Source organism: Pseudaeromonas sp. HNCC25DJ182 (assembly GCF_055413365.1).
Window position 1 is genome coordinate 1 of record NZ_JBVAYG010000006.1, and the last position, 15,807, is coordinate 15,807.

The 15,807-nt window shown below is 59.5% G+C and carries 12 protein-coding genes; 6 read left to right on the plus strand and 6 right to left on the minus strand.

Translation table 11 applies throughout. The features are described 5' to 3' along the window. Positions 1-441 precede the first annotated feature (441 nt). The 6 genes from ACZYUB_RS06430 to galR all read right to left on the minus strand — a co-directional run bounded on the left by ACZYUB_RS06430 (position 442) and on the right by galR (position 8,038). On the minus strand, positions 442-969 hold the full coding sequence (locus tag ACZYUB_RS06430) for a GNAT family N-acetyltransferase (RefSeq protein ID WP_463946496.1): 528 nt from the start codon (positions 967-969) through the stop codon (positions 442-444). Between the two features lie 666 nt (positions 970-1,635). Then, positions 1,636-2,673 carry a glycoside hydrolase family 53 protein gene (locus tag ACZYUB_RS06435; RefSeq protein WP_463946497.1) on the minus strand — a complete coding sequence of 346 codons (1,038 nt, stop codon included), beginning with the start codon at positions 2,671-2,673 and terminating at the stop codon, positions 1,636-1,638. Then, positions 2,670-3,791, minus strand: a complete 1,122-nt coding sequence (locus ACZYUB_RS06440; protein ID WP_463946499.1) for a glycoside hydrolase family 53 protein — start codon at positions 3,789-3,791, stop codon at positions 2,670-2,672. The genes ACZYUB_RS06435 and ACZYUB_RS06440 overlap by 4 nt, the downstream gene beginning before the upstream one ends. 273 nt (positions 3,792-4,064) lie before the next feature. Continuing rightward, the gene (locus tag ACZYUB_RS06445; protein WP_463946501.1) at positions 4,065-5,168 is read right to left on the minus strand and encodes a glycoside hydrolase family 53 protein; all 1,104 of its coding nucleotides are present in this window, start codon (positions 5,166-5,168) and stop codon (positions 4,065-4,067) included. Positions 5,169-5,258: 90 nt separating this feature from the next. Then, positions 5,259-6,497: a maltoporin gene (locus tag ACZYUB_RS06450; RefSeq protein ID WP_463946503.1), complete on the minus strand. Its 1,239-nt coding sequence runs from the start codon at positions 6,495-6,497 to the stop codon at positions 5,259-5,261. Positions 6,498-7,024: 527 nt separating this feature from the next. Continuing rightward, complete coding sequence (gene galR / locus ACZYUB_RS06455; RefSeq protein WP_463946505.1) at positions 7,025-8,038, minus strand: HTH-type transcriptional regulator GalR; 1,014 nt, start codon at positions 8,036-8,038, stop codon at positions 7,025-7,027. A gap of 328 nt (positions 8,039-8,366) precedes the next feature. On the opposite strand from galR, the gene galE reads away from it, so the two are divergent. The 6 genes from galE to ACZYUB_RS06485 all read left to right on the plus strand — a co-directional run bounded on the left by galE (position 8,367) and on the right by ACZYUB_RS06485 (position 15,727). After that, positions 8,367-9,389 carry a UDP-glucose 4-epimerase GalE gene (galE, locus tag ACZYUB_RS06460; RefSeq protein WP_463946507.1) on the plus strand — a complete coding sequence of 341 codons (1,023 nt, stop codon included), beginning with the start codon at positions 8,367-8,369 and terminating at the stop codon, positions 9,387-9,389. Between the two features lie 96 nt (positions 9,390-9,485). Next, the gene (gene galT / locus ACZYUB_RS06465) at positions 9,486-10,526 is read left to right on the plus strand and encodes a galactose-1-phosphate uridylyltransferase (protein ID WP_463946509.1); all 1,041 of its coding nucleotides are present in this window, start codon (positions 9,486-9,488) and stop codon (positions 10,524-10,526) included. A 7-nt stretch (positions 10,527-10,533) separates the two neighbouring features. Beyond that, positions 10,534-11,691, plus strand: coding sequence for a galactokinase (gene galK / locus ACZYUB_RS06470; RefSeq protein WP_463946510.1), 1,158 nt, complete (start codon positions 10,534-10,536; stop codon positions 11,689-11,691). Positions 11,692-11,698: 7 nt separating this feature from the next. Continuing rightward, the gene (gene galM / locus ACZYUB_RS06475; protein ID WP_463946512.1) at positions 11,699-12,736 is read left to right on the plus strand and encodes a galactose-1-epimerase; all 1,038 of its coding nucleotides are present in this window, start codon (positions 11,699-11,701) and stop codon (positions 12,734-12,736) included. Between the two features lie 70 nt (positions 12,737-12,806). Continuing rightward, positions 12,807-13,805, plus strand: a complete 999-nt coding sequence (locus tag ACZYUB_RS06480; protein WP_463946514.1) for an aldo/keto reductase — start codon at positions 12,807-12,809, stop codon at positions 13,803-13,805. Between the two features lie 215 nt (positions 13,806-14,020). Continuing rightward, positions 14,021-15,727 carry an ABC transporter ATP-binding protein/permease gene (locus ACZYUB_RS06485; protein WP_463946516.1) on the plus strand — a complete coding sequence of 569 codons (1,707 nt, stop codon included), beginning with the start codon at positions 14,021-14,023 and terminating at the stop codon, positions 15,725-15,727. The last annotated feature ends 80 nt before the right edge of the window (positions 15,728-15,807 follow it).

The window sequence follows — 15,807 nt, forward strand, 5'->3', positions numbered from 1 at the left end:
CCCTCATCAGGCGCTAAAGATGAAAACCCCGGCGCAGGCCTATGCCCAAGCCGCTTAGTTGTGCAGGAACAGCTAGGTCATTACAGCCGGGCGTAGGGGTGGTCGGAGCCGGTGCGCGGTCAGGATGACCGTAAAAGGGAGCGTCACGCCAGGGATGGCGTGTGGCTCCCGGCCGGTGGAAGCAACCCCTGAGCTCGGGACCTTCCCGACAGTCGGCATACGCCAAGGGCCCGGGATTGCCAAGGGGGAGGCCTTTTCCCCCTTGGCCCGCCCCCGCCAAGCGGCAGGTTGGCATATCGCCCCAGCCGACCAAGGGCGGAACCGGACCAAGCAATATCAAAACACGGGAATACGTCGATAAAAACCTGCTGCCAGCCGGGGGGGCATCCAGCATTAAAATCCAACGCTAAACGGTGGGCTAGATTTTATTCCCGCCCTATCTTACCGCCTGCAGTCCAAGGAATAATAGGTACTGTCTCTGGGTTCATTGGAGATATTGGGATACATCAGTGTTCCGGACATCACGCCTTCACATCTCATGCCTAGCTTTAACATCACCCTGCCGGATGCTTCATTCTCGATATCGTGCGCTGCCCACAACCGATATATATTGGGGCTTTCATAAAGGAATTCGATAAGCGGCTGCATGGCTTCGGTCATCAGCCCTTGATTCCAATAGTGTCGCGCCAACACAAAGCCACAGTGGGCTTTATACCCTTCCAGGCGAAAATCAATCATGCCGATGGCTTCGGACGTTTCCTTGAACTGCAGGACAAACATCAAACTATGTTTGGTGTTCGCGTTTTCAATACAATATTGAATCCAACGTTGGGTCTCTTTTAATTCTCTATGCGGCCGCCAGGTCAAATACTTGGTGACTTCGCCATCTTGCGCATAATTACTGAAGATATCGTCGGCATCCTCCACACGCGGATGCCGGATAACCAGTCGGTTGGTTTCAAACTTCACCTTACATTCCCTTTTCAAAGCCAGTGATGCACATTCACACGGGGGTCCCTTGCGCACAGGCGCCGGAGTATCACCACCCGGCAGCTTGCGCTTTTTGAGTCCCTAGGCTAGCGCAATCACTTTTTCGCGCAAACAGCTTCGTGGGGGAAACGTGGCGACTATTGCGTTTTTGCTGCCTAGGCAGCAGCGAGAAGTGAGACAACGTCAACAACAGCCAGCACCATCTGCCGGTTCGGGTGAACCTAGCTGTTGCTCATGTCTGCGACACAAAACCCGAAGCCGTCTGTCGGGCCGGGCGCCGGGGTGGCTCGAGGCGGTGCGCGGTCAGGATGACCGTAAGAGGGAGCGTCACGCCAGGGATGGCGTGTGGCTCCCGGCTGGTGGAAGCAACCCCGGAGCTCGGGGCCTTCCCGACAGTCGGCCTAAACACGGGCCTGGGATTGCCAAGGTGGAGGCCTTTTCCCCCTTGGCCCGCCCCCGCCAACAGCGGGTTGGCTAATCGCAATAGCCGACCAAGGGCGGAACCGGATCAATACAAATCCTACCCCAAAGTACGCCAGCAGACGGCGGTCCTCTGCCAGGGTCCGAGCGAGGATCCGGCCCCAGGATCCGGGCATGAGGCCCAGCGACCAGGGACCAGGGGCCAAGCGCCGGGCGCCGGGCCGCCTAGAGCTGGCCCAATGCCGTCAGGGACGGCAGCACCTCGCCGTCATCGGCAAACAAAGTCGCATTCTGCCACACCCCGCGACTGCCATCGGGCAATGGTAGCAGTGCCGGCTCCCAGTAGAAGATCCCCTGCCCCAGCCCTTTGGGCACAGCGCGCAACACGGCGGCCAGTTCGCGGAGAAATTCCGCCTGGCCTTCGGGCGTGGCGGGATAGGGTTCAGCGCCGGTGTGCTGCAGCAGCCATTGGCCATTGCGCTGGAGATGTAACTGCCGTGGATAGGCGGTCTCGACCACCAGCAGCGGGCAGTTGTAGCGCTCGGCCAGCAGCTGCAGATTCTCCGCCAGATGGGGCAAGGAGCCATGCCAGCAGGGATAGAACGACAGGCCGATACAATCCCACTGCACATCCAGCGCCAGCGCCTGATCGAACCAGTGGCGATAGAGGATCTGATCGCAGCCGGCATCCAGATGCAGTACCACCTGGGCGGCGGGCGCGGCCTCACGCACGGCCGCCACACCGGCACGCAACAGGGCCGCCAGCGCAGGCCAGTTGCCGGGCAAGAAGCCCAACGGCCAGAGCATGCCGTGGCTAATCTCGTTGCCGACCTGCACCCAGCTCACCTCAATCCCTTCGGCCTGCACTCGCTGCAGGATATCGACCGTGAACAGGTACAGCCGCTCGCACAGCTCCGGCAAGGCCAATCCTTGCCAGGCATGGGGCATAAACTGCTTCTGCGGATCCGCCCACCAGTCGCTGTAGTGAAAATCGAGCATGATACGCAGACCTGCGGCCTGCGCGCGCCGCGCCAGCGCCACCACCTGCTCCGGACCATTGAAGCGCTGCACTCCGGTCTGGTTGGCGGGGAAATGATCCGGATTGCCCGGATCGTTCCACACCTTGATGCGCACCGCGTTGAGTCCCTCGGCTTTGAGCAACCTCAGGCTATCCACAGGTTCGCCGTCACGGCGCAGCACGCCGCCGTGATACTCCAGCTCCGGCAGCGACGAGATGTCGGCGCCGCGAATGAAATCACTCATTGCGCCGCCTCCGCGAACGTCTTGAGCCCCGGCAGCGCCCGGCCCTGGAAGTCAAACAGCGTCACATTGTCCCACTCATCCCCGGCTCCGGCCTTCCAGCCCGCTCCGGGGTGCGGAATAAAATCCGGCTCCCAGTAGATCACCCCTTCGCCACGGCCTTGCGGCACCGCCTTGACGGTTTGCCACAGCGCGGTCAAAAACTGTTGCTGGCCTTGCCGGGTCATCGGATAGGTTTCAGAACCAGTGCTGGTGTAGATGTTCTTCTGGCTATCGCCGTTCTGAGTGGTCCAGGGGTAAGCGGTCTCGACCACGATCAGCGGTTTGGCGTAGCGCTGGCTCAAGTCGTCCATGTTCTGTTTCAGATCCGTCAGCGAGCCGTGCCACACCGGATAGAAGGAGAGACCGATGACATCAAAGCTCACACCGCGCTCCACCATGGCATCAAACCAGCGACGGCAGCGGGCATTGTCGCCTCCGGCATCCAGGTGCAGCACCACCCGCGAGCTCGGCGATACCTCCTTGACGGCTCGGGCACCGGCCTTGATAAAGCTGGCCAGATTATCCCACTGCGGCACCCGGCCCAGCGGCCACATCATGCCGTTGGAGATTTCATTCCCTACCTGCACCTCGGCGGGAGTGACCCCGGCGTCTTTGAGCTGCTGCATCAGATCCCGGGTAAAGGTGTACAGTTTCTCGCTCACCGCAGCCGCATCCAGATTGCGCCAGGCGACCGGCATAGTCTGCTTGCCCGGATCCGCCCACCAGTCGCTGTAATGGAAGTCGATCATCACCTTGAGGCCCGCCGCCTCGGCCCGCTTGGCCATGGCGACCACATGGGCCGGATTGTTGTAACCTTCCGGCCCGCTCTGATCGGAGGGGAACTCGGCATACTTGCCCGGCTCGTTCCACACCTTGAGGCGAATGCGGTTGACACCGTTGCGCTTGAGGATCAGCAGCAGATCTTCGGCTGCGGTGGCATCCTGGTCATAAAATTTGGCACCGGCCGCTTCGAGTTGCGGCAAATGGGAAATATCGGCACCGACAATCGGCTCGGCTTGCGCCGCCGCCAACAAGCCGGTCGTCAGCAACATCACACCAGCTAGTGTTCGGGTCATCATGCTTGGGGTCTCCATGAAAAATTGAACGTCATTCGAAAAAAGAGCTCGTCCGCGAAGCGCAAAGAAGCGGTGCGAAAAGGCTGCGCAACACACCAATACAGATCAGGGACGGCGGGGAGTGTTCTCCTTGCACCAACCGTTGGCGGCAGGGATGCCGCCATCGAGCCCCCTTAGGATGGGTTCATGGCGTGTTGGTGAAAGGGAACCTTCCGGTATTTCCTTAATTGAACAGCATTGCGCACAACACACAGGTATAAGCACAGCCACAGGTCGTCATGGCGTACCCGCACGTCCCAATGCCGGCAACCCCGGCAGGGCGCGGCCGTTGAAATCAAACAGGGTGGCATTGTCCCAGCCGGTGACGGCGTGACTGCCCGACCGGGGAGTCGGGATCCATTCCGGCGCCCAGTAAAAGATCCCCTGGCCACCCGGCACGCCAGCCACAGCCTGGCCCAGGCGCGTCAGATAGGCGGCCTGCCCTTGCGGGGTCAGGGGCTCGGTTTGTGCACCAGTAGCGGTGTAGATATTGCGCTCGCTATCGCCGTTTTGCGTGGTCCAGGGATAAGCCGCCTCCACCACCATGACCGGCTTCTGGTAGCGGGTCTGCAAATCCTGCAGGTTCGCGGTGAGCTGAGCCAGAGTGCCATGCCAGCCCGGATAGAAGGAGAGCCCTATGATATCGAAGGGCACCTGTTGGGCCCGGATGGCATCGAACCAACGCCGGGACTTGTCATTGTCACCGCCACAATCCAGATGCAGGATCAGCTGACTATCCGGAAACACCGATTTGACAGCCGTACCACCGGCCTTGAGAAAGCCGGCCAGATTCTCCCACTGGGGCACCCGACCGAGCGGCCAGAGCATGCCGTTGGTGATCTCGTTGCCCAACTGCACCCACTTGGGGGTTACGCCCGCCTGCTTGAGTTGCACCATAGTCTGTTGGGTAAACCCGGCCAGCGCCTGGGTCATCTGCGGTACCGTCATCGCCTCCCATGCCACCGGAACATATTGCTTGCCCGGATCGGCCCACCAGTCGCTGTAGTGGAAGTCGATCAGGACATCCAGCCCCAGCGCTTGCGCCCGCTTGGCCATGGCCACCACCTGGGCCGGGCTGCTGTACCCTTCCGGTCCGCTCTGATTGGCCGGAAAACGCAGATCCTGTCCTGGCTGATTCCAGACCCGCAAGCGAATGGCATTGAAGCCATTGCGCTGCAAGATGACCAGCAGATCCGCTTGCCCCTGGTCATCGCTATAGCGAACCCCTGCCGCCTCCAGCTGCGGCAGGGCCGAGACATCCGCGCCGCGAATCAACGCCCAGGATGGCAGGCTATACCCCCCCGCCACGAGCAACAGCAGCGCCATTATTGACTTCCACATACAGGCCTCCTCAGGGTGCAGTCCGATGTGAATGGCATAAGAAAAAGGGAGCTTTCGCCCCCTTCTTGGTCACCTGGATAACAGGCTGGCTTACCACCAGGCTTCGGCTTGCACACCGAAGTTCATGGTGTTGTCATCAACAGAACCGTTGAAGGTCTTGTTCTCGCCATCGCCACCATCCTTGAGGTAGGAGGCGTAGACACGCAGTTCAGGACGAGCCCAGAAGCCTTTGCCGGCGGACCAGGCTTGCGCGATGGTGTACTTCTGACCGGCGTCTTTCCAGGTTGAACCAGAGGTGTATTCGGTTTCCTTGGTGAAGGTACCGGCTTCCACCACTGTCTTCATGATCTCGGTCCACTGGTAGTGGGCGCGACCGACCAGAGAGAACAACTCGGTGTTGTCAGTCCAGTCCGCATGCTTCTCGGCCTTGCCGTAGGTGAACACATAGTTGACGTAGAACTTGTCGCCCAGCGGCATATCGCCGTTGTTGATGAAGCGATAGCCCTTGGCGTCGGAGTTGTCACCACTCCACACGTCATACCAACCACCGCCCTGGTCGATCATGTTGTGGGCCAGGCCCTTGTCGGCATATTGCAGTACGAACTTCTCGTTGATACCGCTGGAAGCAAAGTACTGGCTCAGCTCGGCCGTCAGCATCACACTGTTTTTGAAATCTTCATAAGTGGCGGCGGTATCTTGTGCATCGGTGGCGTTGCCGATCGCGTAGTCGATACCCACTTCAGCCCAGGCACCTTCCCATGGCTTCAGACCGGCATAACGCAAATCCGCATAGTTGACGTTCAGCTTGTCCGCATCATTGCGGATCCAGGCCACCGCGAAAGCACCGTCGCCGGCCTTGATGTTTTCCACACCGGCACCGGCACCGGAAACGTTCCAGTACTTGCTGTCGATGATGTGCAGATCATGACGTTGGTAGTAACGCTTACCGGCCCACACCACAGCTTCCGGAGAGGCTTCGATCAGACCCTTGGCCTGGATGTTGAACTGGCGCAGGGCGAAGGTAGCATCGCTGGAGGTACCGGTGGCTTCCCAATCGTTGGAGCCATCGGAGTTCATGCTCAGCATGCTGTCCACGTAGAAGGTCTTGCCGCCCTTGTTGTACAGCTCCTGACCCAGACCGATTTCGGTGTAGGTATCGGCTTCGTTACCCAGACGACCCACATAAGGGATCATCCAGCTTTGGGTCGCGCCATCTTTGGACACGCCGACACCGGAGCGGAAGTAACCGGTGAAGTTAACCGCCGAAGCGGAGGTTGCAGTCAGAGCCAGAGCAATTGCAACGGAGGAGGCCAGCAATTTTGCTTTCATAGATATTCCTTTATTCATCCACTTACTTTGAGGGTGTATGAGCCAGAAGCACTTAGGTAAACGCTTTCACTGGCGCCGGGGAATTATAAGAAGATTGCGCGGCGCCATGTCATGACGCAACTCACAAAAAGAGATCGTTACACCGCGCAAAGGGTTTCACAAAATAACGCCAGACTCACAAACTCCACAACTAATTGAATAATAAGGAAATAAACTATACGGATGCCAGTGTGATCGATTACACAGATTGCGATCTTTTGTGATCCAAGAAGCTCAGAAGCAGGGTTCATCCGCCTCGGGGACTGGTTTTTACCGAGCCTTTACGCTTTCTTTTCACTCAGCTAGCGGCCATCTGGGCTGAGGATCCCGCCACGGGAGCGTGCCCGCGATGACTCATATTCCACGATTCGTCAGGTGTGAGCGAGTCACGCATAAAACAGGTCATCGCCCGACCCCAAGAGATGGTCGGGTAATAAAAAGCAGGGCGCTAGGCCCTGCTGGATGGGGGATGCATCGAAGCGGCGACTTTAGCCGCGCGGGGAGAGATTACTGACCGAGTGACGGCGCACCAGGGTCGGGCTGAACATATTGGTGGTTTCCGGCAGCGCCGCACCTTGGGACAAGGCCACGGCCAGCTCTGCCGCCTGGGTGGCCATGGCCGCCACCGGATAACGGACCGTGGTCAGCCGCGGCCGCAGGTAACGGGCGATCAACACATCATCAAAGCCGACCAGGGACATGTCCTGAGGGACCTCGATACCATTGTCGCTTAATACTGACAGAGCGCCGGCCGCCATGGAGTCGTTGTAGCAGACCACGGCCGTCATGCTGCGCCGCCCCCGGCCCAGCAATTCGGTCATCGCCTCTTCGCCACCCTCTTCATTGGGTGAGCCGCGGGAGATCAGCCGTTCATCCACGGCGATGCCGTGCTCTTGCAGGGCATCCAGATAGCCTTGAAGCCGATCATGGGAATCGGAGATGTCGTGGTTGGAGCATAAGAAGCCGATCTTCTGATGCCCTTCCTGGATCAGGTGACGGGTCGCCAACCAGGAGCCGTGGTGGTCATCCAGCGCCACACAGCGGGATTCATAGCCGGGCAGCGTGCGGTTAATCAGCACCATGCCGGGAATATGGCTCATCAGCAGGGAGAGATCTTCATCCGGCAGCATCTTGGCGTGGACCACCAGACCCGCACAACGATGGCGGATCAGCTGTTCGATGGCTTTTTTCTCCTGCTTGGCATCGTGATAGCCGTTGCCGATCAACAGGAAATTACCGGTGGCCTGAGCCACTTGCTCGACGGCCTTGACCATGGTGCCGAAAAACGGGTCCGACACATCGGCCACCACCAGCCCCAGGGTTTCTGCACTCTGGTGGGCCAGCGCCCGGGCATTGGCATTGGGGTGATATTTGAGCTCGGCCATGGCTTTGAAAACGGCATCTCGGGATGCCTGACTGGCTTTCGGTGAATCGTTAATGACGCGAGAAACCGTTGCGACTGACACACCCGATAACCGTGCCACGTCCTTGATTGTTGCCATCGTTTTATTACCCGCAGAGTGCTCAACATTATAGATGTTCGAATAAGTATCGAATCTTACCGGCGTTTCTACCTGATTACACTGCATTTTTATATAAAACAGCCAAGTTGGCTGCGCATGAACTCACAAAATTTACGTACTTACACTAAAGTTACACGGGTCAACGTTCACAAAACCGACAAGCCATACATTATTTGATCCCAGTCACGCAATTTTGTGGAAAAGAACTTCCAAAAAGCCCAACTCGCGCTTAAATTTAGGGTAAGCGATTACACAAGCACAGCGACGCGCCATTTCCAGGCCCGTCGGGACCCGTGAGGAGTCATTCATGTTACGAGTATTAGTCACCGGAGGCACCGGTTACATCGGCAGCCACACCTGTCTACAGTTGATTGCCGCGGGGATTACTCCGGTATTGCTCGACAACTTCTGCAACAGCAAACCCAGCGTCATGGCGCGCATCGAACAACTCAGTGGCCAGCAACCCACCCTGTATCAGGGCGACATTCGCGATGCCGCGCTGCTGGATCGCATCTTCGCCGAGCAGTCCATCGATGCTGTCATCCATTTCGCCGGGCTCAAGGCCGTGGGCGAATCGATGCAAAAGCCTCTCGAGTATTACGACAACAACGTCAGCGGTACCCTGGTCCTGCTGCAGGCCATGCGCCGGGCCAACGTCAAGAATTTCATCTTCAGCTCCTCCGCCACCGTGTATGGCGATCCGCAACAGGTGCCGATCACCGAGGACTCACCGACCCTGCAGGCCACCAATCCCTATGGTCAAAGCAAGCTGATGGTCGAGTTGATGGTCAAGGATTTTGCCCGTGCCGCGCCCGACTGGTCGCTGACCCTGCTGCGCTACTTCAATCCGGTTGGCGCCCATCCAAGCGGCACCATGGGTGAAGACCCGCAAGGGATCCCCAACAACCTGATGCCCTTCATCGCCCAGGTGGCCGTGGGTCGCCGCGAGCAGCTCTCGGTGTTCGGTGGCGACTACCCGACGCCGGACGGCACCGGTGTACGCGATTACATCCATGTGATGGACTTAGCAGATGGCCACGTTGCCGCCCTCAAAACCCAGCAGGATAAGCCCGGTGTGCATATCTTCAATCTGGGGACCGGTGTGGGTTACAGCGTGCTGGAGATGGTGGCCGCGTTTTCTCGCGCCTGTGGCCGCGATCTGCCCTACGTCATTGCCCCGCGCCGCGCCGGTGACATTGCCCAGTGCTGGGCCGACCCCGCCAAGGCCCGTCAGGAGCTGGGCTGGGAAGCCAGTCGCACCCTGGATGACATGACCGCCGATACCTGGCGCTGGCAGTCCCAAAATCCGAACGGTTATCCCGACGCCTGATAACCCTCAGTTCGGCCGGTTTAAGTTCAGTACCAGTTTAAGTTCAGTACCAGTTTAAGTTCAGTACCAGTTTAAGTTCAGTAAAAGGAAAGTTGTATGTTGTTCGAACCAACCGATCACCCGCATCGTCGTTATAACCCGCTCAAAGGCGAGTGGGTTCTGGTGTCACCGCATCGCGCCAAGCGCCCCTGGCAGGGACAGCAGGACGAGCCGGATCGTACCGTGCGTCCGCCCCATGACCCGACCTGTTTCCTGTGTGCCGGTAATACCCGGGTCACCGGTGATGTAAACCCAGACTATCCGGGCACCTTTGTCTTCACCAATGATTTTGCCGCCCTGATGGTCGATACCCCGGAAGCGCCGCAAAATCCGGATCCGCTGTTCACTCTGCAAAGTGCCCGAGGCACCAGCCGGGTGATCTGTTTCTCCCCGGATCACAGCAAGACCTTGCCCGAACTGTCGATCCCCGCGCTGACCGCCGTGGTCGATACCTGGTGTGAACAGACCAGCGAACTGGGCCAGGAGTATCCCTGGATCCAGGTATTCGAGAACAAGGGCAGCATGATGGGGTGCTCCAACCCGCATCCTCACGGCCAGATCTGGGCCAACAGCTTCCTGCCCAACGAGGCGGCTGCTGAAGATCGCACCCAGCGCGCCTACTTTGCCGAACAGGGCTCTCCGTTGCTGCTGGATTACGTACAGCGTGAAATGGCCGATGGCAGCCGCACCGTGGTGGAAACCGAATTCTGGTTGGCCGTGGTTCCCTACTGGGCGGCATGGCCGTTCGAAACCCTGCTGTTGCCGAAGTTTGCCGTCAAGCAGTTACCCGAACTGACCGAAGCCCAACGTACCGATCTGGCGCTGGCGCTGAAGAAGCTGACCAGTCGCTATGACAACCTGTTCCAGTGCTCCTTCCCCTATTCGATGGGCTGGCATGGCGCCCCCTTCAATGGCGAAGAAAATCCGCACTGGCAGTTGCATGCCCACTTCTATCCGCCCCTGCTGCGCTCTGCCAGTGTGCGCAAGTTCATGGTCGGTTACGAGATGCTGGCCGAGACCCAGCGCGATTTGACCGCCGAACAAGCCGCCGAGCGCCTGCGCGCCGTCAGCGATATCCATTTCCGTGAACAAATTTGAGGTTGCCATGAGTATCCAGTCCCTACAGCAGATTACCCAGTCCGTGTTTCAGCAGGTGTTCGGCTATATGCCGAGCCTGGATATCCAGGCCCCGGGCCGGGTCAACCTGATCGGTGAACACACCGACTACAACGATGGTTTCGTGCTGCCGTGCGCCATCGACTACCAGACCGTGATCAGCGCCTCTCCCCGTCAGGGTTCCGTAGTGCGTGTGGTTGCCGCCGACTACCAGAACCAGCAGGACCAATTTGACCTGAGCGGCCCTATCGAGCCGCACCCGGAGTACTTGTGGGCCAACTATGTGCGCGGTGTGGTCAAATACCTGCAAGAGCGTGGTTTTGTCCTGGGTGGTGCCGATCTGGTGATCACGGGTAACGTACCGCAGGGCGCCGGTCTGAGCTCTTCTGCCTCCCTGGAAGTGGCGGTCGGTCAAGCCTTCAAGGCACTGAACCATCTGGAGATCAGCCAGGCCGATATCGCCCTGAATGGCCAGCAAGCCGAGAACCAGTTTGTCGGCTGTAACTGCGGCATCATGGATCAATTTATCTCCGCCCTGGGTGAGGCCGGCCATGCCCTGCTCATCGACTGCCGCAGCCTGGAAACCCGCGCCGTGGCCATGCCCGCCGGTGTGGATGTGGTGATCGTCAACTCCAACGTCCGTCGCGGTCTGGTGGATAGTGAGTACAACACCCGTCGCCAACAGTGCGAGACGGCCGCGGCTCACTTCGGCGTCAAAGCGCTGCGGGATCTGACCCTGGCCCAGTTTGAAGAGCGTGCTCATGAGCTGGATCCTGTGGTTGCCCAACGAGCCCGTCATGTCATCACCGAAAATGCCCGTACCCTGGAAGCGGCTGACGTGCTGGCCCGCGGCGACCTGACCCGGATGGCGGTGCTGATGGCCGAATCCCATGCCTCCATGCGCGATGATTTCGCCATTACAGTGCCGCCTATCGATACCCTGGTGAACCTGATCAAGGAACAGCTGGGTGCCCAGGGCGGTGTGCGGATGACCGGTGGCGGCTTCGGCGGTTGCATCGTGGCCTTGGTGCCTTCGGCCATGACCGCCTCGGTCTGTGCCGTGATCGAAGAGCGCTATCCGCAAGCCACTGGCCTGCAACCGACCATCTATATCTGCCAACCTTCGGCTGGTGCCGGTAGCATTTGAGGTCCCGATGAACACCAAACCCTGCCCAGCAAGCAGCTATGCGGATGAGCCCCGGCTCATCCGTCTGGAAAATGGCAATGGTATGCAGATCACCCTGATGGATTGGGGCGCAACCTGGCTCTCCTGCCAGGTGCCCCTCGCCTCGGGTGAGCGCCGGGAAGTGTTGCTCGGCTGCGCGCAACCCGAAGATTACCGCCACCAGCAAGCCTATCTCGGTGCCATGATCGGCCGCTACGCCAACCGGATTGCCCGCGGACACCTGCCTTATCCGGGCGGCGATCGTCAGCTGGCCACCAATCAGGCCGGCAACCAGCTCCATGGCGGCCCGGGCGGGTTCGACAAGCTGCGCTGGCAGGTGCTGGAACAATCGGCGCAACAGGCGCGTTTCGGCTTGACCTCTGCCGCAGGGGATCAGGGTTTTCCGGGTGAGTTGACGGTGGAAGTGACCTACTGTCTGGGTGAGGACAACAGCGTCACCATCCAGATGCGGGCCCATACCGACACCCTGACACCGGTCAATCTGACCAACCATGCCTACTTCAACCTGGATGGCACCAAGAGCGATGTCCGTCAGCACACACTGCGACTGCGGGCTGACTTTATGGTGCCGACCGATGGCCACGGCATCCCCCTCGGCCCTCTGGCGCTGGTGGATGGCACTTCGTTCAATTTCAATCAGCCCAAGCGGCTGGCCGCTGATTTTCTGGCCGATGAGCAGCAGCAAGGGGCCAAGGGGTACGACCACAGCTATCTGCTGGACCGGACTCCGGGCAGTGACAATCAGGCCGCCGCCGAGCTGACATCCGCCGATGGTCAGCTCAGCCTGCTGCTTTCCACCAGCCTGCCCGGGTTACAGCTCTATACCGGTAACTATCTGGCGGGGAACCCCAGCCGGGATGGTGGCGAATATGCCGATTACGCCGGTGTGGCGCTGGAGCCCCAGTTCCTGCCGGATAGCCCTCACCATCCGGAGTGGCCGCAGCCCGGTTGCTGGCTGGAGCCCGGTCAGCAGTTCGAACACCATATCCGCTATCAATTCCGCTGAGCTGCTGTCACTCTCTAAGGGCCGATTTTCGGCCCTGTTTTTTTAATGCATGTCCCGATCAGGAGTTGCCATGACCACCCTCTACCAAGCTTGTGATCAGCGTTATCAGCAACAACCCTATCGTCGCAGTGGCCAGCATGGCTTGCGTCTGCCCGCCATCGCCCTGGGTCTGTGGCACAACTTCGGTGGCGTCAACAGCGAGGAGTCCTGTCGCACGCTGCTGCGACGCGCCTTCGATCAGGGCATTACCCATTTCGATCTGGCCAATAACTACGGCCCGCCACCCGGCAGTGCCGAGTCCATGTTCGGCACCCTGCTGCAGCAGGATTTCCTGCCCTATCGGGATGAGCTCATCATCTCCAGCAAGGCGGGCTATGTGATGTGGGACGGTCCCTATGGCGATGGCGGCTCCAGCAAGTATCTGTTTGCCAGCCTGCATCAGAGCCTCAAGCGCACCAGGCTCGACTACTTCGATATCTTCTATCACCACAGACCCGACCCCAATACGCCGCTGGAAGAGACCATGGCGGCCCTGGCGCTGATGGTACGCCAGGGCAAGGCGCTGTATATCGGCCTCTCCAACTATCCGGCCGAGCTCGCCAGTCGTGCCGCCGGCTTGTTGCGCGATCTGGGCACCCCGTGCCTCATCAACCAGCTGAAATACTCCATGCTCGAACGCAGCATAGAGCCGCAGACTTTGCCCGCCTGCAGCGCAGCCGGCATGGGTTGTATTGCCTTCTCGCCGTTGGCCGGTGGCCTGCTCAGTGACCGTTATCTCAATGGCATACCGGCCGACTCCCGGGCGGCCAGCGCCAGTCCCTTCCTGAAACCGGAGCAGATCACCGCCGAACGTCTGGCATTGCTGCAGCAGCTCAACCGCATAGCCCAGGATCGTGGCCAGAAGCTGTCGCAGATGGCCCTGCAGTGGGTACTGCGGGACCCGGCCGTCACCTCGGCACTGATTGGTGCCAGCCGGAGCAGCCAGATTGATGATGCGATTGCCGCGGTTCAGGCTCCCGCACTGGATGCCGATACCCTGACACGTATCGAGCAACTGCTGAGCGCCTGACGCCCGCTCGAACATCCAGTCGGAACCGCGCTTGCGGTTCCGGCTTGCCATCCCACACCCGCTCAATCAGGGCTCAGCCCCCATAAATCGCTGAATCATGAGCGGTTTATCGTCCATTCATTGATTTGTCGCCTCAGGCTCGGTCACAATCAGCCGCAGTGGCCCATGAGCGCCATCCAGTTGCGATGACTGGTTTTTATAGGGAGTGTTGGTTTATGAGTGCAAATCCACCGGTCAAACACCTGTGGCCCAATTTCTGGCGTCTACTCAAGCCCTATTGGGTGTCGGCCGAAGGCCGCAAAGGTTGGCTGTTGCTGATGGTCATCCTGACCCTGATGGGCGGCAGTGTGTATCTCTCCAAGCGCTTCAATGAGTGGTACAACACCTTCTACAACTCGCTCCAGGATTACAATCTGCCCGGCTTCACCGACAGTCTGGTGATGTTCTGCATCCTGGCGACCATTCATGTCGTGGTCGCGGTCTACCTCTCCTACTTCCAGCAGATGCTCAGCATCCAGTGGCGACAATGGCTGACCGACCACATCATGGCCAGCTGGCTGGATAAGGGAAATTACTACCGGCTGCAGTTGACCGACCGTCAGACCGATAACCCGGATCAACGGATCGCCGAAGATATTGCCCAGTTCGTCAGCAGCACCCTCGACCTGTCACTGAGTATCCTGCGGGATGTGGCCATGCTGTTTACCTTCCTGATGGTGCTGTGGACGCTCTCGACACCTCTGGACTTCACCCTGCTCGGACACGCGATCCACCTGCCTCAGGGCTATATGGTGTGGTTGGCGCTGGGATATGCCGTGGCCGGTACCGCCCTGACCTTCCTCATCGGCCGCCCGCTGGTGAGACTGAACTTTAACCAGCAGCGCTTCGAGGCCGACTTCCGTTATTCGCTGATCCGCCTGCGGGAAAACGCCGAATCCGTTGCCCTGTACAAGGGAGAACAAGAAGAGGGCAAAATCCTCGGTCTGCGCTTCGGCAGTGTGGTGAAAAACTACTTCCAGCTGATGCGGCGTCAGAAAAAACTCGGCTTCTTCACCCTGGGCTACAACCAGACTGCGGTGATCTTCCCCATCCTGGTCAGTGCCCCCAGCTATTTTGCCAAGGCAATCCAGCTCGGTGGTGTCATGCAGATCCTCAATGCCTTCGGCAAGGTGCAGGATTCGCTCTCGACCCTGGTCAACAACTTCACGGCGTTGGCCCAGTGGAAAGCAGTGGTGGATCGTCTGGCCACTTTCCAGCAAGGCATTGACCATACTGAGCAATTGCCGAGCCTGGATCCCCAACGCGAGGGCGCTGGCCTGAGCCTGCAAGGGGTGACGGTGCGGACTCCTCAGCACAGTGCCCTGATGTGTGATGGTAACTGGCAGTTAGCGGCCGGAGATTCGGTGCTGATCCAGGGGCCATCCGGTTGTGGCAAGTCGACCCTGTTACGCACCCTGGCGGGTCTGTGGCCCTATGCCGAAGGGCAGATCAGTTTTCCGGCCAACGGTCGTGTGCTGTTCCTCAGCCAGAAGCCCTATCTACCCCTGGGCACTCTGCGCGAAGCGCTCTGCTACCCGCTCCCGCCCCAGGACGATAGCGTGCTGAGCCCACTGCTGGCCGAGGTAGGTCTGGAGCGTCTCGCCGCCCGGCTGGATGACAACGAGCCCTGGTCCCATATCCTGAGTGTGGGTGAGCAACAACGCATCGCCTTTGCCCGCGCCCTGCTGGTTAAACCAGCCCTGCTGTTTATGGATGAAGCCAGCTCGGCGCTGGATGAAAGCAGCGAAGCGACCCTCTATGCTCTACTCAAGGCTCGGCTGCCTGCGACTATTCTGGTCAGTGTTGGCCACCGCAGCACCTTGCAGCCGTTCCATAGCCGTCTGCTGCGCTGGCAAGAGGGCGGTCACTGGCAATTAGCTTAAAGAAGTCGCCAGGAAGGCGCTGCAGGGATGGCGCCGGGAGGCTGACCGGCGTCAGCTTCCTTCCGCTGGATGACCCCGCG

Coding starts and splice junctions, on each gene's coding strand:
- galK (WP_463946510.1), top strand. CDS start 10,534: ATGAGTATCCAGTCCCTACAGCAGATTACCCAGTCCGTGTTTCAGCAG.
- ACZYUB_RS06485 (WP_463946516.1), top strand. CDS start 14,021: ATGAGTGCAAATCCACCGGTCAAACACCTGTGGCCCAATTTCTGGCGT.
- ACZYUB_RS06450 (WP_463946503.1), bottom strand. CDS start 6,497: ATGAAAGCAAAATTGCTGGCCTCCTCCGTTGCAATTGCTCTGGCTCTG.
- galE (WP_463946507.1), top strand. CDS start 8,367: ATGTTACGAGTATTAGTCACCGGAGGCACCGGTTACATCGGCAGCCAC.
- ACZYUB_RS06445 (WP_463946501.1), bottom strand. CDS start 5,168: ATGTGGAAGTCAATAATGGCGCTGCTGTTGCTCGTGGCGGGGGGGTAT.
- galM (WP_463946512.1), top strand. CDS start 11,699: ATGAACACCAAACCCTGCCCAGCAAGCAGCTATGCGGATGAGCCCCGG.
- ACZYUB_RS06480 (WP_463946514.1), top strand. CDS start 12,807: ATGACCACCCTCTACCAAGCTTGTGATCAGCGTTATCAGCAACAACCC.
- galT (WP_463946509.1), top strand. CDS start 9,486: ATGTTGTTCGAACCAACCGATCACCCGCATCGTCGTTATAACCCGCTC.
- galR (WP_463946505.1), bottom strand. CDS start 8,038: ATGGCAACAATCAAGGACGTGGCACGGTTATCGGGTGTGTCAGTCGCA.
- ACZYUB_RS06435 (WP_463946497.1), bottom strand. CDS start 2,673: ATGAGTGATTTCATTCGCGGCGCCGACATCTCGTCGCTGCCGGAGCTG.
- ACZYUB_RS06440 (WP_463946499.1), bottom strand. CDS start 3,791: ATGATGACCCGAACACTAGCTGGTGTGATGTTGCTGACGACCGGCTTG.